This window comes from Streptomyces sp. CB02400, from assembly GCF_001905725.1.
Classification (GTDB): Bacteria; Actinomycetota; Actinomycetes; order Streptomycetales; family Streptomycetaceae; genus Streptomyces; species Streptomyces atrovirens.
In genome coordinates this window covers 225,422-247,481 of the sequence record NZ_LIWB01000010.1, presented here as the reverse complement: position 1 = coordinate 247,481, position 22,060 = coordinate 225,422, and the positions used below count along the sequence as shown (strand labels likewise).

17 protein-coding genes are annotated in these 22,060 nt (G+C 72.3%); 5 read left to right on the top strand and 12 right to left on the bottom strand.

Annotated features, from left to right (window positions below):
• Positions 1-142 precede the first annotated feature (142 nt).
• Positions 143-2,197 carry a phosphocholine-specific phospholipase C gene (locus AMK33_RS24320; RefSeq protein WP_073935072.1) on the top strand — a complete coding sequence of 685 codons (2,055 nt, stop codon included), beginning with the start codon at positions 143-145 and terminating at the stop codon, positions 2,195-2,197.
• 26 nt (positions 2,198-2,223) lie between these two features.
• Here AMK33_RS24320 and AMK33_RS24315 read toward each other — a convergent pair whose 3' ends face one another.
• Positions 2,224-3,216, bottom strand: coding sequence for a DMT family transporter (locus AMK33_RS24315; RefSeq protein WP_235618179.1), 993 nt, complete (start codon positions 3,214-3,216; stop codon positions 2,224-2,226).
• The gene (locus AMK33_RS24310) at positions 3,213-4,019 is read right to left on the bottom strand and encodes a phosphatase PAP2 family protein (protein WP_073935071.1); all 807 of its coding nucleotides are present in this window, start codon (positions 4,017-4,019) and stop codon (positions 3,213-3,215) included. Before AMK33_RS24310 ends, AMK33_RS24315 begins: the two co-directional genes overlap by 4 nt.
• A gap of 159 nt (positions 4,020-4,178) precedes the next feature.
• Here AMK33_RS24310 and AMK33_RS24305 point away from each other — a divergent pair, with 159 nt between their 5' ends.
• Positions 4,179-4,793 carry a TetR/AcrR family transcriptional regulator gene (locus AMK33_RS24305; protein WP_073935070.1) on the top strand — a complete coding sequence of 205 codons (615 nt, stop codon included), beginning with the start codon at positions 4,179-4,181 and terminating at the stop codon, positions 4,791-4,793.
• A 140-nt stretch (positions 4,794-4,933) separates the two neighbouring features.
• On the opposite strand, the gene AMK33_RS24300 is transcribed toward AMK33_RS24305, so the two are convergent.
• Positions 4,934-5,974 (bottom strand): DUF2510 domain-containing protein, encoded by a 1,041-nt coding sequence (locus AMK33_RS24300; RefSeq protein WP_073935117.1) that lies wholly within the window; start codon positions 5,972-5,974, stop codon positions 4,934-4,936.
• Positions 5,975-6,237: 263 nt separating this feature from the next.
• Here AMK33_RS24300 and AMK33_RS24295 point away from each other — a divergent pair, with 263 nt between their 5' ends.
• Complete coding sequence (locus AMK33_RS24295; RefSeq protein WP_073935069.1) at positions 6,238-8,925, top strand: ATP-binding protein; 2,688 nt, start codon at positions 6,238-6,240, stop codon at positions 8,923-8,925.
• 13 nt (positions 8,926-8,938) lie between these two features.
• Here AMK33_RS24295 and pcaDC read toward each other — a convergent pair whose 3' ends face one another.
• From pcaDC to AMK33_RS24265, 6 genes are read right to left on the bottom strand one after another with little or no spacing between them, the layout of a single operon-like run.
• Entirely contained in the window at positions 8,939-10,054 is a 1,116-nt protein-coding gene (gene pcaDC / locus AMK33_RS24290; RefSeq protein WP_073935068.1) for a bifunctional 3-oxoadipate enol-lactonase/4-carboxymuconolactone decarboxylase PcaDC, read from the bottom strand.
• The gene (gene pcaB / locus AMK33_RS24285) at positions 10,051-11,391 is read right to left on the bottom strand and encodes a 3-carboxy-cis,cis-muconate cycloisomerase (protein WP_073935067.1); all 1,341 of its coding nucleotides are present in this window, start codon (positions 11,389-11,391) and stop codon (positions 10,051-10,053) included. The genes pcaDC and pcaB overlap by 4 nt, the downstream gene beginning before the upstream one ends.
• The gene (gene pcaG, locus AMK33_RS24280) at positions 11,388-11,993 is read right to left on the bottom strand and encodes a protocatechuate 3,4-dioxygenase subunit alpha (protein ID WP_073935066.1); all 606 of its coding nucleotides are present in this window, start codon (positions 11,991-11,993) and stop codon (positions 11,388-11,390) included. Before pcaG ends, pcaB begins: the two co-directional genes overlap by 4 nt.
• A 6-nt stretch (positions 11,994-11,999) precedes the next feature.
• Positions 12,000-12,779 (bottom strand): protocatechuate 3,4-dioxygenase subunit beta, encoded by a 780-nt coding sequence (gene pcaH / locus AMK33_RS24275; protein WP_073935065.1) that lies wholly within the window; start codon positions 12,777-12,779, stop codon positions 12,000-12,002.
• Positions 12,776-13,420, bottom strand: coding sequence for a CoA transferase subunit B (locus tag AMK33_RS24270; RefSeq protein ID WP_073935064.1), 645 nt, complete (start codon positions 13,418-13,420; stop codon positions 12,776-12,778). The genes pcaH and AMK33_RS24270 overlap by 4 nt, the downstream gene beginning before the upstream one ends.
• Positions 13,420-14,175: a CoA transferase subunit A gene (locus AMK33_RS24265; protein ID WP_073935063.1), complete on the bottom strand. Its 756-nt coding sequence runs from the start codon at positions 14,173-14,175 to the stop codon at positions 13,420-13,422. The genes AMK33_RS24270 and AMK33_RS24265 overlap by 1 nt, the downstream gene beginning before the upstream one ends.
• A gap of 142 nt (positions 14,176-14,317) precedes the next feature.
• Between AMK33_RS24265 and AMK33_RS24260 the strand changes: the two genes are divergently transcribed.
• The gene (locus AMK33_RS24260; RefSeq protein WP_073935062.1) at positions 14,318-14,782 is read left to right on the top strand and encodes a MarR family winged helix-turn-helix transcriptional regulator; all 465 of its coding nucleotides are present in this window, start codon (positions 14,318-14,320) and stop codon (positions 14,780-14,782) included.
• A gap of 3 nt (positions 14,783-14,785) precedes the next feature.
• Here AMK33_RS24260 and AMK33_RS24255 read toward each other — a convergent pair whose 3' ends face one another.
• Entirely contained in the window at positions 14,786-15,778 is a 993-nt protein-coding gene (locus AMK33_RS24255; RefSeq protein ID WP_073935061.1) for a DUF3048 domain-containing protein, read from the bottom strand.
• A gap of 198 nt (positions 15,779-15,976) precedes the next feature.
• Between AMK33_RS24255 and AMK33_RS24250 the strand changes: the two genes are divergently transcribed.
• The gene (locus AMK33_RS24250) at positions 15,977-17,167 is read left to right on the top strand and encodes a zinc-dependent alcohol dehydrogenase (RefSeq protein ID WP_073935060.1); all 1,191 of its coding nucleotides are present in this window, start codon (positions 15,977-15,979) and stop codon (positions 17,165-17,167) included.
• Between the two features lie 69 nt (positions 17,168-17,236).
• Here the strand turns inward: AMK33_RS24250 and AMK33_RS24245 are convergent, their stop codons facing one another.
• Both AMK33_RS24245 and AMK33_RS24240 read right to left on the bottom strand, forming a co-directional pair.
• Positions 17,237-19,426 (bottom strand): OmpL47-type beta-barrel domain-containing protein, encoded by a 2,190-nt coding sequence (locus tag AMK33_RS24245; RefSeq protein ID WP_073935059.1) that lies wholly within the window; start codon positions 19,424-19,426, stop codon positions 17,237-17,239.
• Positions 19,427-19,449: 23 nt separating this feature from the next.
• Positions 19,450-21,960, bottom strand: a complete 2,511-nt coding sequence (locus AMK33_RS24240; protein ID WP_383615177.1) for a ThuA domain-containing protein — start codon at positions 21,958-21,960, stop codon at positions 19,450-19,452.
• Between the last annotated feature and the right edge of the window lie 100 nt (positions 21,961-22,060).

Sequence of the window (22,060 nt, the reverse complement as noted above, 5' to 3'; positions counted from 1 at the left end):
TCCACGACGCGTCGCCGCACCTCACGTACCGATGACCTTCACGCCCGCGCCACGGCGCCCTTCCCCGACGTTCGCTGCTCCTGGAACACTCCTTTCGCGCGCACCCCCTCAGCATCCGGCACCGTACGAGAGGCCCTCACCCATGCCCGAAGTCAACCGGCGCCGATTCCTCCAACTCACAGGCGCCACCACGGCGTTCAGCGCGCTGTCCGCGAGCATCGAACGGGCCGCCGCGCTCCCGGCCCACCACCGCTCGGGGTCGATCGAGGACGTCGAGCACATCGTCGTCCTCATGCAGGAGAACCGCTCCTTCGACCACTACTTCGGCAGGCTGCGCGGCGTCCGCGGCTTCGGCGACCCGCACCCGGTCCGGCTCGACAGCGGCAAGTCGGTGTGGCACCAGACCAAGAGCGACGGCACGGAGGTCCTGCCCTTCCGCCCGGAGGCCGACGACCTCGGCATGCGGTTCCTGGAAGGGCTGCCGCACGGCTGGTCCGACGGCCAGGACGCCTACCACAACGGCAAGTACGACCGCTGGCTGCCCGCCAAGGGCACCACCACCATGGCGTACCTGACCCGCGAGGACATCCCCTTCCACTACGCGCTCGCCGACACCTTCACCGTCTGCGACGCCTACCACTGCTCCTTCATCGGCTCCACCGACCCCAACCGCTACTACCTGTGGTCGGGCCACACCGGCAACGACGGCGAGGGCGGCGGCCCGGTCCTCGGCAACGACGAACTCGGCTACGACTGGACGACGTACCCCGAGCGGCTGGAGGAGGCCGGGATCTCCTGGAGGATCTACCAGGACATCGGCGACGGCCTGGACGCGGCCGGTCACTGGGGCTGGATCTCCGACGCCTACCGCGGCAACTACGGCGACAACTCCCTGCTGTACTTCGACAAGTACCGCAACGCCGAGCCGGGCGACCCCCTGTACGACAAGGCCCGTACCGGCACCGACGCGAAGAACGGCGAGGGTTGGTTCGACCGGCTCCGCGCCGACGTCAAGGCGGGCCGGCTGCCGCAGATCTCCTGGATCGCCGCCCCCGAGGCCTTCTCCGAGCACTCCAACTGGCCGTCCAACTACGGCGCCTGGTACATCTCCCAGGTCCTGGACGCGCTCACCTCCAACCCGGCCGTCTGGGCGAAGACCGCCCTGTTCATCACGTACGACGAGAACGACGGCTTCTTCGACCACGTGGTGCCGCCGCTGCCGCCGAAGTCGGCCGCGCAGGGCCGGTCCACCGTCGACGTCTCCCTGGACGTCTTCGAGGGCAGCGGCACCCACCGTGAGGGCTTCTACGGGCTCGGCCCGCGCGTGCCGATGCTGGTGGTCTCGCCGTGGAGCAAGGGCGGGTACGTCTGCTCGGAGACGTTCGACCACACCTCGGTCATCCGGTTCATGGAGCGCCGCTTCGGTGTGCGCGAGCCGGGCATCTCGCCGTGGCGGCGCGCGATCTGCGGCGACCTGACCAGTGCCTTCGACTTCTCCCGCAGGGACAGCCGGCCGGCTCGGCTGCCGGACACCGACGCCTACGAGCCGCCGGACCGCGAGCGCCATCCCGACTACCGGCCCACGCCGCCGGCCGACGCCGGCATGCCCCGTCAGGAGCGTGGGTCGCGCCCGGCTCGTCCGCTGAAGTACGCCCCGGCGGTGGACGGTTCCGCCGATCCGGCGGCCGGGAAGTTCACGCTGACCTTCGCCTCCGGTGCGCGGGCGGGGGCCGCCTTCCTGGTCACGTCCGGCAACCGGGCCGACGGTCCCTGGACCTATACGACCGAGGCCGGCAAGGAGATATCGGACACCTGGAACTCGGTGTACTCCGGGGGGGCGTACGACCTGACCGTGCACGGTCCGAACGGGTTCCTCCGTGTTTTCCGGGGGGCGAACGGGGTTGCGGGGTGTGAGGTCACTGCTCGCCATACCGGTGATGACGTTCGGCTGACGTTCGTCAACGGGGGGTCGGGTGCCGTCCGGTTGCGGGTGGCCGACGGTTACGGCGGCCGCCCTGCGACCGTCACCGTCCGGCCCGGCGCCACCGTGCACCGCACCGTCGACCTGCGTTCCAGCCGTCGCTGGTACGACCTGACGGTCACGTCCGCGGCCGAGCCGGCGTTCCTGCGCCGCTTCGTGGGTCACGTCGAGAACGGCCGGCCGGGCGTCAGTGACCCGGCGATCGCCACGGACTGACTGTCGTCCGGGGCTGGGCGGGGGTGTTACGCAGCCCGGCGTTCGCGGGGTGCCGCCGCGCCCGCCCGTGCCGCCCCAGCGGCACGACTGCCCGCGGTTGCGGCGGTGTGACTGGCCGCAGTTGCGACCTCCTCTACGGAGTTCCGCTGCCGCATTGCGGGAGGGTTCACGTGAGTCAGGGTCGTGGGTGCTCCCGTCGGGTGGGGTGTCGCCCGGCTCAGCAGCAGGACGCCCCAGGAGGCGAGGGCTGCGCCGGTCAGGGTGAGGAGGATGCCCGTCGGGCCGGCGCGGAGGCGTTCGCCGAGGAGGGAGAGGCCGATCACCGCGGCCGCCAGCGGGTTCGTCAGGGTGACCACCGCGAGCGGGGCGCCCAGGCCACCCCGGTAGGCGGTCTGCGACAGCAGCAGTCCGCCGGCCGCGAAGGCGGCCACCAGCAGCGCCACCACGACCACCTGCACGCTCAGCAGCGGGCCGGACCGGTCCGTCACCGCGACCGTCACGGTCTGGGTGAGCGCCGAGGCCACCCCGGAGGCGATGCCCGACGCGGTCGCGTGCCGCAGACCGGGCCGGGACCCCGGCCACGACAGCAGCCCGATCAGCGACGCCGTACCGCCCGCGACGACCAGCGCCTCGGGCACGCTCAGCACGTCGTCGGGAGCCGGCCCGGACGCCGTCACCAGCACCGCCGCCAGACCGGTGAGGGTGAACGCCGTACCCCGCCACTCGACCGCGCTCACCGGCCGCCCCGCGATCCGCGCCCCCATGGGCACCGCCGCGACCAGGGTGAGGGCGCCGAGCGGCTGGACCACGGTGAGCGGGCCGTACTTGAGCGCCACCACATGGAGCAGCGCGGCCGAGGCGTTCAGCGCGACCGCCCACCACCAGGCGCCGTCGGCCAGCAGCCGCAGCGTGCCGGTGCCGGAGGACCGGGAGGCCAGCCGTTCCTGGGCCACCGCGGCGGCGGCGTAGGCGACGGCGGAGACGAGGGACAGCAGGACGGCCACGGCGACGGCGCTCATCGGCCCGCCCCCGCGAGCGCCCGGTCCCGTGCCGGTACGCCCGGTACGTGGCGGGCCCGTGTCCGTCCCGTCCCCGTCGCCGTGTGCCGCGGCAGGCGCAGCACCACGAGCGCGAGGCCCAGCAGCGCCGCCGCCACGAGCGCGTCCAGCCAGAAGTGGTTCGCCGTCCCCACGATCACCAGCAGCGTCACCAGCGGATGCAGCAGCCACAGCCACCGCCACCACGCGCGCGTGGCGACGACCAGGCCGACCGCCACCATCAGCGCCCACCCGAAGTGCAGCGAGGGCATCGCCGCGAACTGGTTCGAGAGCTGGTCGGTCCCCGGCGGGCCGTACACCGACGGCCCGTACACCCGCGCGGTGTCCACCAGCCCCGTGGCGGCGAGCATCCGCGGCGGGGCGAGCGGGAACACCAGATGCAGCACCAGCGCGGCGGCGGTGACCGCCGCCAGGATCCGGCGCGCCCAGACGTAGTGGGCCGGGCGGCGCAGATAGAGCCAGACCAGGAAGGCCGCGGTGGCCGGGAAGTGGACGACCGCGTAGTAGGTGTTCGCGAGGTGCGCGAGCCCGTCGCCGTGCAGCAGCAGGGACTGCACCGCGCCCTCGCCGGGCAGGTGCAGCGCGCGCTCCAGGTCCCACACCTCGTGGCCGTTGCGGTACGCCTCGCCGGTGTGGCCGGTCGCCAGTCGCCGGCCGAGCTTGTAGACGAGGAAGAGTCCCGCCACCAGCAGGAGTTCACGGACGAGCGGCGGACGCGCCGGCGCGTCGGACCCCGCGGGTCCAGGCTCCTTGCGGCCATTCATCCCCGGGCCCTTTCTGTCGTGGTGCAGACGGTGCGCGCGGGTACCGACTCTCATCGATACGGGTTCGTACCGATACGCCAGTGTACCGATACGGTCGCGTACCGGTACACTGGTGTATCGATGACGTACGCCTCACTCGAGGGAGTAAGGAGCCGAGCGATGACGTCGCAGGACGCGGACCGACCCGGGCCGGCCGGAACCTCGCGCCGCTCCAAGATCACCCCGGAGCGTGAGCGGGAGTTCTTCGACGCCGTGCTGGACCAGATCCGCGAGTGCGGCTACGACGCCGTGAGCATGGAGGGCGTCGCCGCCAGCACGCGGTGCAGCAAGTCCACGCTGTACCGGCAGTGGCGGACCAAGCCGCAGTTCGTCGCCGCCGCCCTGCGCTCCAACCGGCAGGCGCGGTTCGCCCGCATCGACACCGGCACCCTCGCCGGGGACCTGCGCGAGGCGGCGCGGTGCGCGGGGGAGTGGTCGCCGAAGGACACCACGCTGCTCCAGGCGCTCGGGCACGCGGTCATCCAGGACCGGGAACTGGCGCAGGCCCTGCGCGAGGCACTGGTCGACCCGGAGATCAGCGCGCTGGAGAAGATCCTGCGGCGCGGCGTCGAGCGCGGGGAGGTCGCCGCCGGGAACCCGGCGCTGGAGTACGTCCCGGCACAGCTCTTCGGCGTGCTGCGGGTCCGGCCCACGCTGGAGGGCCGCAACGCGGACGCGGACTATCTGCTCCGGTTCGTCGAGGCCGCCGTACTGCCGGCCCTCGGCCTCGAATGAGACACAGGCCGCCGTCGACGGGATGACCGTACGGCGGCCTGACCGCGCCGCACCGTGGGGACGGGGGCGGCGCCCACCCCGGCCGGGTGGGGCACCCCTTGAGCGGAGGGGTGCCCCACCCGGCCGTCAGGTACGGGGTGTCAGACGTCCTGCCCGTTGCCGCCGCCGCCCGAGGACACCTCGATGCCCTCGGTGATCTCGTCGAGGACGGACTGCTTCTGGTCGGTGTCCACCCCGAAGCGGACCACGACCATCTGCTGCGGCTGCGCGGGGGAGGGGAAGGCCAGCGACTGGACGTACCCGTCGGAGCCCTTGCTGGTGACCGCCTTCCAGCGCACCAGATAGCCCTTCTGCCCGGCCACGGTCACGGCCTTGGACGCGAGGACGTCGTGCGAGGTGATCTTCCCGTAGGCCTCACCGCCGTAGCTCTGCTCGGCGTTGGCGGAGATGTCCGCCTTGGCGACCTCCTCGGCGGTGGAGCCCTTGGTGCCGAACGCCAGGGCCGGCGCCGAGTACGCCCCGCCCTTGGTGCAGGTCTTGGAGGTGTCGCCGGGGCAGTCGTACGAGTTCTCCGACGTCACCGAGGCGCCCACGTCCGACTCCTGGCCGTACCAGCCGTCCGGGATGGGCAGACTGATGCCGCTCAGCGCGTCGGTCACCGACCCGCTCTCGATCCGCGGTGCCTCGGACCCGTCCGGCGCCGGCTCCTCACCACCGGAGCCACCGGAACCGCCCGAACCCCCGGAGTCCCCGCCCGACCCGCCGGAGCCCCCGTCCTGCCCGCCGGAGCCCCCGTCCTGCCCGCCGGAGTCACCGAACGGACCGCCGTCCCGTCCACCCGATCCCTGCGAGGTCGTGGTGCCGCCGTCACCGCCGTCGTCCGTCAGCGCGTACACACCCACACCGATGCTCGCCAGGACGGCGACGGCCGCCGCCACGGCTATCCCGTTCCGCACTCGCCGGCCCCGCCCGGGCGGCGGGTGCGGAACGGGATACGCCGGGTAGGCCGGATACGCCGGCCCGCCCGCGCCGCCCGGCGCCGGGGGGCCCCAGGCGGCGGCCGACCCCACCGGACGGACCTGCTCCGTCCAGGCCCTGCCGTCCCACCAGCGCTCGGTGGCCGGCCCCTCATTCGTCTGCCCGGGGTCGGGGTACCACCCGGGAGGAGTCACCTGCGTCATGCCCATACCGTATGAGGCCTCGGTGAAAGCCGGATGAGAGAGCCCCGTCACACCTCCGCCGCGCCCGTCCCGGAGATTGTCATCTCCCGGCCCCTTGACAGGAGTTGACCATCAGGACGCCTGGTGAGGGGCGGAACACGTCGACCCGGCGGGGCCGTGTCACCCGTCACGGCAACACGTGGCGCGAGCGGGCACCGCTGCGGCGGCAGGGGGACTACGCTCAAGGTCTGTACGTCATTCGGGCGACTCGGGGAGGTAGCGGGATGACGGAGGTACGGCCCCCGGCCGCCCCCTCGGCCGGCCTGTGGGAGCGCGACGAGGAGGTCGCCGCCATCACACGGGCCGTCGACACCCTGTGCGCGGACCGCTCCTCACCGGGCGGCCTGCTGGTGCTCCGGGGCGAGGCCGGACTCGGCAAGACCGCGCTGCTCGCCGAGACCCGCCGCATCGCCGAACGGCGCGGCTGCACCGTGTGGTCGGCCCGCGGCGGCGAGACCCTGCGCACCGTCCCCTTCAACGTCGTACGCCAGCTCCTCCAGCCCGCGCTGGTGTCGATGCTGCCGGAGGAGGCCCGCGAGTACCTCGGCGACTGGTACGACATCGCCGGCCCCGCCCTCGGCATAGCCGACCCCGGCGAGGGGCACGCCGACCCGCAGGGCGTGTGCGAGGGACTGGTCGCCGCCGTGCGCCGGCTGGCCCGCCGGGACTGGCCGCTGGTCCTGCTGATCGACGACGCGCACTGGGCCGACCAGGAGACCCTGCGCTGGCTCGCCGCCTTCGCCGAACGCCTGGCGGACCTGTCCGTCCTCGTCGTGGTCGCCCGCCGGTCCGGCGAGATCTCCGGAGTCGGCGCCCGGCACCTGGACGCCGTCGCCGCCGCGGCCGACCACCCCGTCACCACCCTCAGCGTCCTCACCCCGGAGGCCGCGGCCGGACTCACCCGCGCCACCCTGGGCGAGAACGCCGACGCCGCGTTCTGCCGCGAGGTCTGGGCCGTCACCGGCGGCAACCCCTACGAGACCGTCGAACTCCTCGCCAAGGTCCAGGACAGCGAACTCGAACCCGTCGAGGCCCACGCCGGTGAACTGCGCGACCTGAACCGCTCCGCCCGCGGCGGCGGACTCGTCGCCCGCCTGGAACAACTCCGCATAGACGCCACCCGGTTCGCCTGGGCCGCCGCCATCCTCGGCAACGACATCACCGTCGGCCTGGCGGCCCGGCTCGCCACCCTGGACGCCGACGACGCCGCCCGCTGCGCCGAACTCCTGCGCAGCGCCCGCATCCTCACCGCCCCCGACCCGTCCGCCACGGGCCGCACCGCCCCCGCCGACCTCGAGTTCGTCCACCCCCTGATCGCCACCGCCGTCTACAACTCCATCCCCGACGCGCTGCGCCGCGCCATGCACGGCATCGCCGCCCGGATCGTCACCGACTCCGGACGCGGTGCCGCCGCGGCCGCCCGCCACCTCATCGAAGTGCACCCGGACGACGACGGGGAACTCGTCTGGCAACTGCGCGAGGCCGCCCGCGAACACCTCGCCGTCGGTGCCCCGGACGCCGCCCGCCGCTGCCTGGAACGCGCCCTGGAGGAACCGCCCCGCCCCGAGGTCCACGCACACGTCCTCTACGAACTGGGCTGCGCCACCTTCCTCACCGCACCCGCCCGTACCATCGGCCATCTGCGGGCCGCCCTCGGCATGCCCGGCCTCGACGACGACCGGCGGGTGGACGCCGTGGTCCGCCTCTCCCAGGCGCTGCTCCACAACGACCAGCTCGAGGAGGCCGTCCGCACGGTCGAGGCGGAGGCCGCCCGGCTCGAACCCGGCCCCGCACAACTGCGGCTGCGGACCGTGCAGTTCATGTGGGAGGGCATCCACGCCGGCGAGGCCGCCTCGCCCGGCCGCTCCGAGCGGCTGGCCGAACTCGCCGCCACCTGCACCGGCCGGGACAACTCCGAACGCGCGCTGCTCATCGTGCGCGGCTTCGACGCCATGATGCGCGGCGAGAACGCCGAGGAGGTCGTGGAGATCTGCGACCGCGCCCTCGTCAACGGCCGCCTCGCCCCCGGCCTCGGCTGGACCGACCCCGAGTGGGGCATCGAGCTGCTGCTGATGCTGGCCGACGCCTATGCCTACACCGACCGCCTGGACCGCGCCGAGAGCCTCTACCACGAGGGCCTGAACGCCTATGAGACGGCGGGCTGGAGCGGGGGCCACCTGGTCCTGGCGCACGCCTACGTGGGTCTCGGGCACCGCAGGCGGGGCCGGCTGCCGGAGGCCGAGGCATCCCTGCGCGAGTCCCTGCGCCTCGCCGAACGCGTCGGCCGCGGACTGCCCCTGTACTGGACGGCCACCTGCAACCTCGTCGACACCCTGCTCGCCCGCGGCCGGGCCGACGAGGCCTGGGAGGTGGCCGAACGGCACGGCTTCGCACCGCCCTACCCGTCCACCATCGTGCTGCCCGACCCGCGTTCCGTACGCGGCCGGCTGCTGCTGGCCGTCGGCCGCACCAAGGACGGCATCAACGAACTCGAGGCGGCCGAGAAGGCGGCCGCCGCCCGCGGTCACCACAACCCCGTGCACGTCTTCGCGACCGCCGACCTCGCCCGCGCCCTCGCCGGCGAGGACCCGGCCCGCGCCGCCCGGCTGGCCGTCGACGTCCGCCGGCGGGCCGAACGGCTCGGCACGGACACCGCCATAGGGGAGGCCCTGCGCGTCGCCGCCGCCCTGGAGACCGGCCAGCGCGCGGTCCGCCTCGCCGCCCAGGCGGTCACCTACCTGGAGTCCTCCCCCTGCCAGTACGAACACGCCGCGGCCCGCGTCGAGTACGGCATCCTCGCCCGTTCCGTCCCCGACCTCGAACGCGGCCTCGCCCTGGCCCGCTCCTGCGGCGCGGACGGCCTGGTGGAACGGGCCGGACAGGAGCTCAGGACGGGCGTGGGACCGCGCTAGGGGCTGCCCCCGGTCACTCCTCCTCCGCCAGCACCCGCTGGGCCGTCGCGAACGCCGAGTTCGCCGCCGGGACCCCGCAGTACACGGCCGTCTGGAGCAGCACCGCCCCGATCTCCTCGGGGGTGAGCCCGTTGCGGCGCGCCGCGCGGACGTGCATGGCGAGCTCGTCGTAGTGGCCGTGCGCGACCAGCGCCGTGAGTGTGATCATGCTGCGTTCGCGGCGGGTGAGGGTCGGGTCGGTCCAGACCTCGCCCCAGGCGTAGCGTGAGATGAAGTCCTGGAAGCGTGCCGTGAACGGCGTCTGCCGGGCCTGCGCCCGGTCCACGTGCGCGTCGCCCAGCACCTCCCGGCGCACCTCCACACCGCGCCGGGCGGCCCCGTCGAAGTGGGTACGCAACGCGGTCAGCACCGCCTCCGGGCGCTGTGCCGGCGCCAGGTGCGAGGCGCCGGGGAGCTCCACGAGCGCGGCGTCCGGCACCGCGTCCGCGATCTCCCGCAGATGCTCGGGCGGCGTCGCCGGGTCCTCCCGGCCGGCCACCAGCAGCGTCGGCACGGACACCTCCGCCAGCCGGTCCCGCAGATCGAACACGGCCAGCGCGTCACAGCAGGCGGCGTACGCCTCCGGGTCGGCCTCCCGGTGGTCCCGGACCAGCCCCGGCACGGTGAACCCGGACGTGAACCAGCGGGCGTCCGCGCCTTCCGCTAGTTCGGCGAGCCCTCCGCTCCGCACCCGCGCCGCCCGCTCCTCCCACGGCTTGGCGCCGTTGAAGTGCGCCGAGGAACAGATCACGGCCAGCGACGACAGCCGGTCCGGATGGTGCACGGCCAGGTGCAGCCCCACCGCACCGCCCAGCGAGACGCCCGCGTACGCGAACCGCTCGACGCCGAGCGCGTCGGCGAGCGCGAGCACCAGACCGGCGAGATCGCCGACGGTCGCTCCGGGGCCGATCAGCCCCGCCGCCGAACCGCCGTGTCCCGGCAGGTCCCAGCGGACCACCCGGTGCGCGGCCGACAGTTCGGGCGCCACCTTGTCCCACAGGGCGTACGACGTGCCGAGCGAGGGGCCGAGCAGCAGCGGGGGAGCGGAAGCGGGTCCTTCGGCACGGTGATTGAGCAGCTCACTTGTCAACGTCGCTCCAGGGCACGGTCGGTGAGGGCTCCGGCGGAGCCGGTGTAGTGGGCGGGGTCGATGAGGTCGTCCAGGTCGATCTCCTTCAACTCGGCTTGTTCCACGAGGAGTTCATGCAAAGAGCGGCCTTCGGCGTGGGTGCGGCGGGCCAGTTCGGTCAGGAGTTCCTTCGCCCGGGCCCGGCCGAGAACGGGCGCCAGCGCGGCGGACAGCCGCTCGGAGACGATCAGTCCCCGGGTGGCGTCCAGGTTCCGGCGCATCGTGGCCGGGTGGACGCGCAGCCCTTCGGCCAGCTCGGCGGCGTGCGCGGCGGTACCGCCCACCAGCCGGAGCAGATCGCGCAACGGCTCCCACTCGGCGTGCCAGGCACCGGCCGGCCGCTCGTCCTCGGCGGCCACCGAGGCGTACAGGGTGGCGGAGAGCTGGGGCGCGCGCCGGGCGGCGGCCGCGAGCAGGGTGGACCGCACCGGGTTCGCCTTGTGCGGCATGGCCGACGAGCCGCCGCCGCTGCCCTCCGTCACCTCACCGATCTCCGTGCGTGACAGCGTCAGTACGTCCGCCGCGAACTTGCCCAGCGCTCCCGCCGCGAAGGCCAGGCAGCCGGCGAGATCGGCGACCGGGGTGCGCAGCGTGTGCCAGGGCAACGCCGGTGCCGCCAGGCCGACTTCGCGGGCGTAGGCCGTCGTGAGCGCGTCCGTGTCCTCGGAGCCGTACGCCTGGAAGGCCGCCAGGGTCCCGGCGGCACCCCCGAGTTGGGCGGGGAGCGAGTCCCGTACCCGGCTGATGCGGTCGCGGGCATCCAGGATCAGCGAGCGCCAGCCGGCCGCCTTCAGACCGAACGTCGTCGGCACGGCGTGCTGGGTGAGCGTCCGTCCGGGCATCGGCGTGTCCCGGTGCGCGGCGGCGAGCCCGGCCAGCGCGCCCTCGGTCCGGCCGAGGTCGGCGAGGACCAGGTCCAGGGTGCGCACGGCGACCAGCATGGTCGCCGTGTCCATGATGTCCTGGCTGGTGGCACCCCGGTGGACATAGGGGCCGTACTCCTCACCGACCTCCGCGGTCAGGGCGGCGACCAACGGGATGACCGGGTTGCCGCCGGCCGGGGTGCGCGCCGCGAGGGCGTGGACGCCGAAACGGCCCGGGACGGCCGCCTCGGTCACCGCCGCCGCTGCCTCGGCCGGTGCGAGCCCCAGCGAGGCCTGCGCCCGGGTCAGCGCGGACTCGGCGTCCAGCATGGCCCGGAGATACGCGTGGTCGCCGGTCTCCGAGGCGGCGCCGGACAGTCCCCACTCGGGACCGAGCAGGCCGGTGTCGGAGTACGGAGGGGACGTGAATGTCACTGGAACTCCAGGAAGACCGTCTCGCCCTCGCCCTGAAGGCGGATGTCGAAACGGTACGTGCCGGCGCCCTCCTCACCCGCGACCAGCGTGTCGCGGCGCCCGGTGTCGAGCCGGGACAGCAGCGGGTCCGCCGCCAGCGCCGCCTCGTCGCCCGGCAGGTAGATCCGGGTGAACAGGTGCACCAGCAGCCCCCGCGCGAACACGCACACACTGAGGTACGGCGCGTTCCCCCCGCGTGCTCCGGGGCGGAGCGTACGGGCGTACCAGTGGCCGTTCGCGTCGGTCTGGATCCGTCCGAAGCCGGTGAACTCCACGCCGTTGCGGCCGAGGAAGCCGCCGCTCGCCGGGTCCCGGCGCATCGAACCGTCCGCCGTCGGCACGTTCCCGTCGGGGTCCGGCCCCCACAGCTCCAGCAGCGCGTCCGGCAGCGGCCGGCCTTCACCGTCGTACACGTACCCGTGCACGGTGACGGTGTCCGGGTGCCCGAGCGGCGCGATGTCCTCGCCGCCGGGGAAGGGCAGGGCGTGGCCGTAGAAGGGGCCGACCGTGTGCGACGGGGTGGGCAGCACGGTCTCCGGACGAGTGGTGTCGATCTTCGTCATGGTGGGTCAGCGCCCCTCTTCCATCCAGGTGGCCCGCGGTCCGTCGAGCACGATGTCCCAGTGGTAGCCCATCGAGAACTCCGGCACCGACAGGCTGTGGTCGTACGTCGCTATCAGCCGCTGCCGTGCGGCGTCGTCGGTCACCGACTGGATGATCGGGTCGTACGGGAAGAGCGGATCGCTGGGGAAGTACATCTGCGTCACCAGCCGCTGGGTGAACGACGTGCCGAAGACGGAGAAGTGGATGTGGGCGGGCCGCCAGGCGTTGAGGTGCTGGCGCCAGGGGTAGGGGCCCGGCTGGATGGTGGTGAAGTGGTAGCGGCCTTCGTCGTCGCTGAGGGTGCGGCCCACGCCGGTGAAGTTCGGGTCCAGCGGGGCGTCGTGCTGCTCGCGCTGATGGGCGTACCGGCCGGCCGAGTTGGCCTGCCAGATCTCCACGAGCTGGCCGCGCACCGGCCGTCCGTCGCGGTCCAGCAGCCGGCCGGAGACGGTGATGCGCTCGCCGACGGGTTCACCGGTGTGCTGCCGGGTGAGGTCGTTGTCGGTCTCGGTGATGTCCCGCTCCCCGAACGCGGGGGAGGACAGCTCCACCAGCTCGGGGTCCTTGGTGACGTCGATGGCGACCGGGGGCTGCCTCGGGTGGCGCAGCACCGAGGAGCGGTACGGCGCGTAGTCGCGGCGCGGCTGGTGCTCGACGGGCGCGCCGTCGGCGACCCGCTTCTCGTACGCGGCGTGCTCGGCCGCGATCTCCCGGTCGATGTCGGCTTGGGTGAGTACGTGGGTCACGACAGGCCCTCCGCGAGGGTGAGTTCGGCTCCGGTCTTGGCGGCGATCTCCCGGGCGGTCACGCCGGGAGCGGTCTCGACGAGGACGAGTCCGTCGTCGGTGACGTCGAGGACGCCGAGGTCGGTGATGATCCGGTCCACGCACGCCTTGCCGGTCAGCGGCAGCGCGCACTCCGTCACGATCTTCGGCGAGCCGTCCTTGGCGGTGTGGGTCATCACCACGATCACCGTGCGGGCGCCGTGGACCAGGTCCATCGCGCCGCCGATGCCGGTGACGAGCTTGCCGGGTACCGCCCAGTTGGCCAGGTCACCGCGGACGGACACCTGCATCGCGCCGAGGACGGCGACGTCGATGTGCCCGCCGCGGATCATCGAGAACGACAGCGCCGAGTCGAAGAAGGAGGCGCCCGGAAGGACCGTGACGGTCTCCTTCCCGGCGTTGATCAGGTCAGGATCGACGGCGTCCTCGGCGGGGTACGGGCCGGTGCCCAGGATGCCGTTCTCGCTCTCCAGCACCACCTCGACACCCGGCGGGAGGTGGTTGGGGATGAGCGTGGGCAGGCCGATGCCGAGATTGACGTACTGGCCGTCGCTCAGCTCCCGGGCCGCCCGCGCGGCCATCTCTTCCCGTGTCCAGGCCATCAGCCGCTCACCGTCCGCCGCTCGATCTTCTTGTCCGCCGCCTGCTCGGGCGTGAGGGCGACCACCCGCTGCACGAACACGCCCGGCAGGTGCACCGCGTCCGGGTCGAGGGCGCCGGGCTCGACCAGCTCCTCCACCTCCGCGACCGTCACCCGGCCCGCCGTCGCGGCCAGGGGGTTGAAGTTGCGGGCCGACTTGCTGAACACGAGGTTCCCGTGCCGGTCGCCCTTCGCCGCCCGCACCAGCGCGAAGTCGGTGCGGATGCCGCGCTCCAGCACGTACTGAGTGCCGTCGAACTCCCGGACCTCCTTCGCGGGTGAGGCGAGAGCCACCCCGCCGGAGCCGTCGTAGCGCCATGGCAGCCCGCCCTCGGCGACCTGCGTGCCGACCCCGGCCGGGGTGTAGAACGCCGGGATGCCGGCGCCCCCGGCGCGCAGCCTTTCGGCGAGCGTGCCCTGCGGGATCAGCTCCACCTCCAGCTCACCGGCCAGGTACTGCCGGGCGAACTCCTTGTTCGCGCCGATGTAGGAACCGGTCACTCGGGCGATCCGGCCCGCCGCGAGCAGCACCGCGAGCCCGGACTCCATCGCCCCGCAGTTGTTCGAGACGACCGACAGCCCGTCGACGCCCCGCTCGTACAGCGCCTGGACCAGCACGTTCGGCACACCGCTGAGGCCGAAGCCGCCCACCGCCAGTGACGCGCCGTCCGGCACGTCAGCCACCGCCTCCGCAGCCGAGGCGACCACCTTGTCCATCCGAGGAACCCCATCCCTTCCAGGCGACCCGATGACCATTTAGTCAGCGCACTGAGTATTTACACGAGATGGCTCCCCTGTCCAGTACTCTTCTGATCCCACTGAAAATCAGTGCACCGATGAAACAACCGGGAGAGCGCACATGGCCGCCGTGGACCTCACCACCCATCCCGGGCACCTCGCCCGGCGGCTCCAGCAGGCGCACCACCTGCTGTGGAACACGATGGTCTCCGAGGAGATCACCTCGCCGCAGTTCGCGGTCCTCAACGCGCTCGTCGCCGAGCCGGGCCTGGACCAGCGCACCGTGGGGGAGCGGGTCGGCCTTGACCGGTCCACCATCGCCGAGGTGATCGGCCGGCTCATCCGGCGCGGGCTGCTGGACAAGGTCCGCGATCCGCAGGACGGCCGCCGCTTCCTGCTGCGCCTCACCGACGACGGTGTGCGCACCCACCGCAAGCTGACGGTGCGCACCGCGCGGATGAACCAGGTCTTCCTGGCCCCGCTCGACGCCGACGAGCAGACACTCTTCATCGACCTGATCCGGCGGGTGGCCGACGCGGCCGAAGGGCTGCGCGACCCGGCCCCCACCCTGACCGCACCGCGCTGAGGCTCAGGGCGTCTTCGCGTACACCACCCAGACCTGGCCGCGCGCGAAGTTCACCGCTTCGCCGGAGTCGGTGCTGAACGAGGTGCCGTCCTCGGCGGCGGGCCGCTTCCAGTTCGCCTCGTAGGCGCGTCCGCCGCGCAGCACGGTGGCCTTCCCGGAGCCCACCGTCTCGGTGTACGGGGTGTTGTTGCCGAGGAAGTCCCGGAATCCGGAGCGGCGCACGGTCACGTACTGCACGACCACCGTCGCGGGCGCCAGCCGCTCGCCCTCCGTGGTGAGTGCCGGGGCGCCGTCCATCGAGACCAGCCAGCGGTCGCGGGCGCCGGACCAGGTGAAGGTGAAGCGGGCGGCCGGGTAGCGCACCGTGAGCTCGTTCCGGGGCTCGCCGTCCGCCGGCGGCCGGCCGAAGCGGAAACCGGTGGTCAGGGCGGCCTCGCCGGGCGGGTCGTCCATGAGCCGCTCCGGTCGCAGATACAGGTTGTGGGGAGCGGACCGGCCGGCGCCCCGGGTGTAGGCATCGGGCTCCGACTCGGGCGTCACCGCCTCGAGCGGTGCCCGCTCGATCAGCGGCATCAGCTTGCTCTGCGCCCCGGAGTAGGCCAGCACCGGCCGGTCGAACTGGCGCAGCAGCTCCAGATCCGACTCCCGGGCGCTGCGCACCGGACCGACGGACTCCGGCAGCTCGGTGGCGTACACGGCGATCAGTCTGCTGCTCCCGCCCTCGACCTGTTCGGCGTACACCACGTCGGCGGCGTCCACGCCGGTCTGAGGCCGGGCCGCGGGGGCGTTGTCGATCTTCACGGTGAGTACCGGCGGGCCGGCCTGCCCGCCGGGCCGTGTCGGTGACTCGCTCGGCGAACCCCGCCCGTCGTCGCGCGGCCCGTCCGACGTCGTGCACCCCGCCGCCAGACCGGCCGCCAGCAACGCGGCCACCAGCGCCCTCGCCCCCGTGCCGCGCCGCCGCCGCGCCCCTCGCTCCGTGCCCACCGTCGCCACCGCGCCCGCCTCATATCATCCGTTGTCTTGATTGTGCGCTTTTCCTATCGTTGCTGGCCATAGCCGATCAGGGGTGGTCCCGCGCGGTGGCTTCCGCCGATCGGCTCAGCGACCGGCGGTTCGGCACACGGCCGCTCGGGTACCCGGACGCCCACCGCACGAGCGACACACCGGCCACCACGGAGGGAGCGGGCGGCGATGAGGGCACTGACCTGGCAGGGAAAGCGGGACGTGAGGGTGGAGAACGTGCCCGATCCCCGGATCGAGGAGCCGACGGACGCGGTCATCCGCATCACCTCCACCGGACTGTGCGGATCCGATCTGCATCTGTACGAGGTCCTCACCCCGTTCATGACCCCGGGCGACATCCTCGGCCACGAGCCGATGGGCATCGTCGAGGAGGTCGGTGCGGCGGTGCCCGACCTCCAGGTCGGCGACCGGGTCGTGGTGCCGTTCCAGATCGCCTGCGGCAACTGCTGGATGTGCCTCACCGGACTGCCCACCCAGTGCGAGACCACCCAGGTGAACGCCGAGGGCATGGGCGCGGCCCTGTTCGGCTACACCCGGCTGTACGGCGCGGTACCGGGCGCCCAGGCCGAGTACCTGCGGGTCCCGCAGGCCCAGTACGGCCCGATCAAGGTCCCCGAGGGGCCGTCCGACGACCGGTTCGTCTACCTCTCCGACGTCCTGCCCACCGCCTGGCAGGCGGTCGAGTACGCCGGTGTCCCGCGGGGCGGCAGCGTCGCCGTGCTCGGACTCGGCCCCATCGGCGACATGGCCTGCCGGGTCGCCCAGGTCAAGGGAGCGGGCCGGGTGTTCGGCGTGGACCTGGTCCCGGAGCGGCTGAACCGGGCGAAGGAGCGGGGTGTGGAGACCTTCGACCTGCGCTCCTTCGACGACGAGAAGGAACTCGTCACCGCGATCCGCGACCGGACCGACGGCCGCGGGCCCGACGCCGTGATCGACGCCGTCGGCACCGAGGCGCACGGCAGCGCGGCGGCCCGCATGGTGCAGAACGCCTCGGCGCTGCTGCCCCGCAAACTCAGCGGCCCGATGGCGGAACGCTTCAGCGTCGACCGGCTCGCCGCCCTGCACACCGCGATCGAACTGGTGCGGCGCGGCGGCACCATCTCGGTCATCGGCGTCTACGGCGGCATGGCCGACCCGATGCCCATGCTCACCCTGTTCGACAAGCAGATCCAGATGCGCATGGGCCAGGCGAACGTACGCCGCTGGAGCGACGAGATCATCCCCTACCTCACCGACGAGGACCCGCTCGGCGTCGACGACTTCGCCACCCACCGCGTGCCGCTCGCCGAGGGCCCGGACGCCTACGCGATGTTCCAGAACAAGCGCGACGGCGCGGTCAAGGTACTGATGCAGCCCTGACCACGGCCCGCCGTGACGAAGCGGGAAGCCGAGACCCTCGGCTTCCCGCCCCGTGCCGATCCGTGGGAACTACAGCTCCTTGATCCGGACGTCCCGGTAGGAGACGACGTCCGTCGTGCCGTGCACCTGCAGCCCGATGTAACCGGAGGCGAACCGCCGTCCGTCCGTGCCCGGGTCGTCCGAGCGCGGCGGGGTGAAGTCCTGGCCGCCGATGTTGTCGAACTCGTTGATCAGCACACCGTTGCGGTAGACCGAGTAGTGCTGGTCCACCACCCGGATCTCGTAGTCGTTCCAGGTGCCCTTCTGCGTCACGCCCGCGCCGGCCAGACCGACCCGGTCGAAGCCGTAGACCGAGCCCGTCTTGTACATGTCGCCGGTGGGTGAGTCGAACACCTGTACCTCGTGCCCGTACTTGATGGCGACCCACTCCGGCCGCGTCTCCTCCGGGTGGTCGTGGACCTGCGGGAACCGCACGAACACACCGGAGTTGGCGTTGCCGGTGCCCGGGGCGTCGTCACGCCACTGGAGCTTCAGCGAGAAGTCGCCGTACTTGCGCTCGGGGAACCACAGCATGCCGAGCCCGCCCCGGGTGGTGCCGGAGGTGATCGACCCGTCCGGGTTCAGCCCGAACGAACCGCCGCCCACCTGCTCCCACTTGGCGAACGACTCCTCGCTGCCGTCCAGGATCTTGCGGTAGCCCTCGGTCTGGCCGGGCTTGCCGATGCCGGACTGCCGGGCCGCCTTGTTGATCGCCCGGTACTCCCGCTTGTCGATGACCCCTTCCTTCTGCAGCTTGTCCAGCACGCTCTTCACGTGCTTCAGGAACAGCGCCTGCGAGGTCCACTCCTTCTCGTCCTCGATCAGCTCGCCGATCCGGCACCGGTTGTTGGTGACCCGGTTCGGCACGCCCGAGTCGACCGTGCCGACGATCACCGTCAACCGCTCGTCGTACTCGGGGCAGTTGGGTGCGGGCACCCCGCCGTCCGCCACGACCGTGAAGCTCACCGTGAGCGGCTCGGAGGTGTTGCCGGCGTTGTCGCTCGCCCGGTACGCGACCGTGTGCCGGCCCGCCCGGTCGACGACCACGGGCTCGGTGTACGCCAGGTACGGCCCGCCGTCGAGCGAGTACTCGATACCGGCGACGCCGGAACCCCCGTGCCCGTCGTCGGCGCTGACGGTCACGGTGGCGTCACCGACGTAGGCGCCGTCGGAGTTCTTGGTGCCCTCCACGGTCACGCCGGTCGCCGGCGGGGTGGTGTCCTGCGGGGGAGCGGTGACGACCGTGAACTCGACGCTCTTGACCGCCGCCGTGTTGCCCGCCCGGTCGGTGGCGCGGTAGCGCACGGTGTGCGTGCCCACCTCGTGCACCATCACCGGACCGGTGTACGCCTGCCAGGCACCGTCGGCGCCGATCGCGTACTCGATGGTGTTGACGCCGGTGCCGGTGTCCGACGCGGTGACGGTGACCGTCGCCATGTCGATGTAGTCGCCGCCGTCGTTCTTCTCACCGGCCACCGTCGCCGAGGTCTCCGGCGGGGTGGTGTCGTCCGACTGCGGGGCGACGACGGTGAACCCGACGCTCTGCTCCGCCGACACGTTGCCCGCCTTGTCCAGGGCGCGGTAGCGCACGGTGTGCGTACCGACCTGGTCGACCACGACCGGGGCGGTGTACGGCTGCCAGGCGCCGTCGGCCCCGACCGCGTACTCGATCCGGTCCACGCCGGAGTCCGCGTCGGTGGCCTCGACCGTCACACTCGCCGAACCGACGTACTCGCCGTCGGCGTTCTGCGAGCCGGTCACCCTCGCCGTGGCCTCGGGCGCCGTGGTGTCCTCGCCACCGCCCTCGGTCACCGTCAGGATGCCCTGCATCTCGCCGTGGCCGGGGATGGTGCAGTGGTAGAAGTAGCGGCCCGGGGTGAGCGTGACCTCGGCGGTGTACTTGCCGCCCTGGGCGTCGTTCGGATTGGCCATGATGTTCAGCTGGACGTCGTTGTTGAACTCCGGGTCGGAGGTCACGAACGTCAGCGTGTGCGGCATCCCGGTGGTGTTGCCGGTCGCCGCGCTGTTCTCGAACACGATGGTCGCCGGACCGGCCACCGCGGTCGTCGGCGCGGACGTGTACGCGGTGATGCTGTCACCGGCGGTCCAGGTGAGCACCTGCGCCGCCGCTTCGGCGTCAGTGGACTCGGTCTCGCCGGCCGCGGACGTCGTCTGCAGGCCGAGCACCATGAGCAGGGCGGCCAGCAGGCCGGCCCACATTCTTCGTTGCCGTATCACTGGTTTCACTCGGCCTTCCTCGCCAGCTGACCGGCGGCCGGGGTCGGCCCGCCGCCCGTGTAGGTGACCCGCCACAGCGCGGACTTGGAGTCGGAGGTGAAGAAGCCGCGCCCGTAGTCGAGGACGTACAGCGAGCCGTCCGGGCCGAACTTCCAGCCCATCAGGTTCTTGATGCCGTCGTTGCCGACCGGCACGATCTCCTTCAGGGACTCCGAGTGCACCGGAAGACCGCCGTCTCCTTGCGTCTTCGGGTCCATCAGCACCGCGTTGCGCGGCTGGTCGGCGTCGTAGAAGTCACCGACGAACCACTTGCCGTCCCAGTACGCCGGCCACTTGACCTCACTGGCGCTGCCGGCGTCGTAGCGGTAGACCGGGCCGTTCATCGCGGCCTGCCCGCCGCCCTTGAGCCAGGGCAGCCGGTACGTGGCCTCGTCCTGCTCGTACGACGGGATGCCGTTCTCGTCGCGCGGGTAGTCCGGGCCGCCACCCTGCGGCGAGTACCAGATGTTGTTGCCGGTCACCGGCGGCAGGTTGACCAGGCCGTCGTTGTTCGGCGACTCGTTCTTCGGGGCGTCGCAGTCGTACCAGCCCAGCGGCTTCGACGGATCGGGCAGGTTGCGGTCCCGGTAGGGCTGCTTGTTGCCCATGCAGTACGGCCAGCCCCGGTTGGACGCCTCGGTGATCACGGCGAACGTGTCGTACTTCGCCGGGCCCCAGGTCGGCGACGGGGAGCCGGCGTCCGGGCCGACCCAGCCCGCGTAGAGGACGTCGGTCTCCTTGTCGACGGAGATGCGCGCCGGGTTGCGCACACCCATCACATAGATCTCGCCGCGCGTCTTGCCACCGCCCTCGGCGGTCTCCTTCCCGGTGAAGAGGTTGCCCTCGGGCAGCGTGTACGTGCCGTCCGGCTCCGGGTGGATGCGCAGGATCTTGCCGTTGAGGTTGTTGGTGTTGCCGGCGGTGCGGCGCGCGTCCGCGAAGGACACGCCCTTGAAGTTGGGCTCCGGGTTGTTGCCCGAGTAACCGCCGCTGAATCCACTGGAGTTGTTGTCACCGGTGGCGATGTACAGGTTGCCCTTGGAGTCCCAGGCCATCCCGCCGCCCGCGTGGCAGCAACTGTGGATCTGCACCGGCCACTTCAGCAGCACCTTCTCGCTGGCCAGATCCAGCTTGTTGGTCGCCTGGTCGAGGGTGAAGCGGGAGACCCGCCGCTCGGCCATGTGCGTGTCCCGGTTGATCTCGGAATGCGGGGTGTAGTGCAGATACACCCACCCGTTGTCCTCGAACCGCGGGTCCAGCTCGATGCCGAGCAGGCCCTCCTCGACCTTCCGCAGCTCGTCGCCGCCGCCCTTGTTGCCGAAGACGGTGAGCGCCCCCGCGAGGGTGACCTTCTTGGTCTCCGGGTCGTAGACGTGGACCTCGCCCTTGCCCTTGCCGATGTCGGGGTCGTTCCAGTCGGTGACGACGGGCTGGGAGGAGTCGGCACCTCCGCGCCCGATGTAGAAGACGCGGCCGTCGGGGGCGGCGACCAGGCCGTGCGGCTCACCGATCTGGTCGTTCTGGCCCGGCTGGTTGGGTTGGGTCAGCCGCTCCGCCTTGTAGTTGCCGGTGATCGTCGCCTTGCAGTCGGCCTGCACCAGGCGGGTGGTCCACAGCAGGGCGCCGCGCAGATGGTCACGGAAGTCGGTCTCGTCGTACGACGACACCGTGCCGCCCATGCCGGTGTAGAAGGACCGGCCGCCGTCGTAGTCACGGCACCAACTGACCGGGTGGTCCCAGCCGTTGGCGCTCGCACCGGGCGCGTACGTCGACTCGCGCACCCTGGCGACCGTGTGCACGTCGCCGGACGGGTTCTCCACCCAGTTCAGCCACTTGTCGGGCCGCTTCCACTGCATCGGCAGGCTCTTGGTCGCCGGATGCGCCCGGTCGCCGACCTCGACGGTCGCCCGCTGCACCTTGTCCGGACTGGAGGCGGCCGGGCGGGCGCCGATCAGACCGGTGAACCAGTCCGAGTACGGCTCCGCGCGGGCCGCGTCGTGCAGGCCGACGAAACCGCCGCCGGCCTCCATGTACGCCTCCAGGCCCGCCTCCTGGTCCGGGTCGAGGACGTCCCCGCCGCCGGTCAGGAACACGACGGTGTTGAACCGGCCCAGCTTCTTGGCGTTGGTGAAGACCGAGGCGTCGTCGGTGGCGGTGACCTTGAACCGCTGGTCCGCCGGGCCGGACAGCCCGATCTTCTCGATCGCCGCGATCCCGGCGTTCACGAGCGGCGACTCGTCACCGGCGGCAGCGGAGCCGTGGAACAGCAGCACGCGTACGTTCGCGCCGCCCGGGGGCGACTTGATGGACATCGTTGTCAGGGACGGATCCGGGGCCGGGCGCGCGCTGGCGGCGGGACCCGACAGCAGCCCGGCGGCGACGATCCCGGCGGTCACGGTGGCCGCCCAGACCCGTCGTCTCGTTCTCGTCCTTCGTGCGCTTGCGGTGCTTCTCATGCTCAACCCTCGTAAGTGCATGGGTTCTTGATGCGATGTGGACCGCATGTGGCTACCCACCCCTCCTCGGTCGCAGCAACAGCGTCAAGGAAGCTAGACCTCTTTGCGCCAGACGCCAATA

What these genes read in the sequence shown, in the direction of transcription:
- AMK33_RS24250 (WP_073935060.1), top strand. Translation starts at nt 15,977, where the DNA reads ATGAGGGCACTGACCTGGCAGGGAAAGCGGGACGTGAGGGTGGAGAAC.
- AMK33_RS24295 (WP_073935069.1), top strand. Translation starts at nt 6,238, where the DNA reads ATGACGGAGGTACGGCCCCCGGCCGCCCCCTCGGCCGGCCTGTGGGAG.
- AMK33_RS24315 (WP_235618179.1), bottom strand. Translation starts at nt 3,216, where the DNA reads ATGAGCGCCGTCGCCGTGGCCGTCCTGCTGTCCCTCGTCTCCGCCGTC.
- AMK33_RS24265 (WP_073935063.1), bottom strand. Translation starts at nt 14,175, where the DNA reads ATGGACAAGGTGGTCGCCTCGGCTGCGGAGGCGGTGGCTGACGTGCCG.
- AMK33_RS24310 (WP_073935071.1), bottom strand. Translation starts at nt 4,019, where the DNA reads ATGAATGGCCGCAAGGAGCCTGGACCCGCGGGGTCCGACGCGCCGGCG.
- AMK33_RS24240 (WP_383615177.1), bottom strand. Translation starts at nt 21,960, where the DNA reads ATGCACTTACGAGGGTTGAGCATGAGAAGCACCGCAAGCGCACGAAGG.
- AMK33_RS24260 (WP_073935062.1), top strand. Translation starts at nt 14,318, where the DNA reads ATGGCCGCCGTGGACCTCACCACCCATCCCGGGCACCTCGCCCGGCGG.
- AMK33_RS24270 (WP_073935064.1), bottom strand. Translation starts at nt 13,420, where the DNA reads ATGGCCTGGACACGGGAAGAGATGGCCGCGCGGGCGGCCCGGGAGCTG.
- AMK33_RS24245 (WP_073935059.1), bottom strand. Translation starts at nt 19,426, where the DNA reads ATGTGGGCCGGCCTGCTGGCCGCCCTGCTCATGGTGCTCGGCCTGCAG.
- pcaG (WP_073935066.1), bottom strand. Translation starts at nt 11,993, where the DNA reads ATGACGAAGATCGACACCACTCGTCCGGAGACCGTGCTGCCCACCCCG.
- AMK33_RS24320 (WP_073935072.1), top strand. Translation starts at nt 143, where the DNA reads ATGCCCGAAGTCAACCGGCGCCGATTCCTCCAACTCACAGGCGCCACC.
- AMK33_RS24300 (WP_073935117.1), bottom strand. Translation starts at nt 5,974, where the DNA reads ATGACGCAGGTGACTCCTCCCGGGTGGTACCCCGACCCCGGGCAGACG.
- AMK33_RS24305 (WP_073935070.1), top strand. Translation starts at nt 4,179, where the DNA reads ATGACGTCGCAGGACGCGGACCGACCCGGGCCGGCCGGAACCTCGCGC.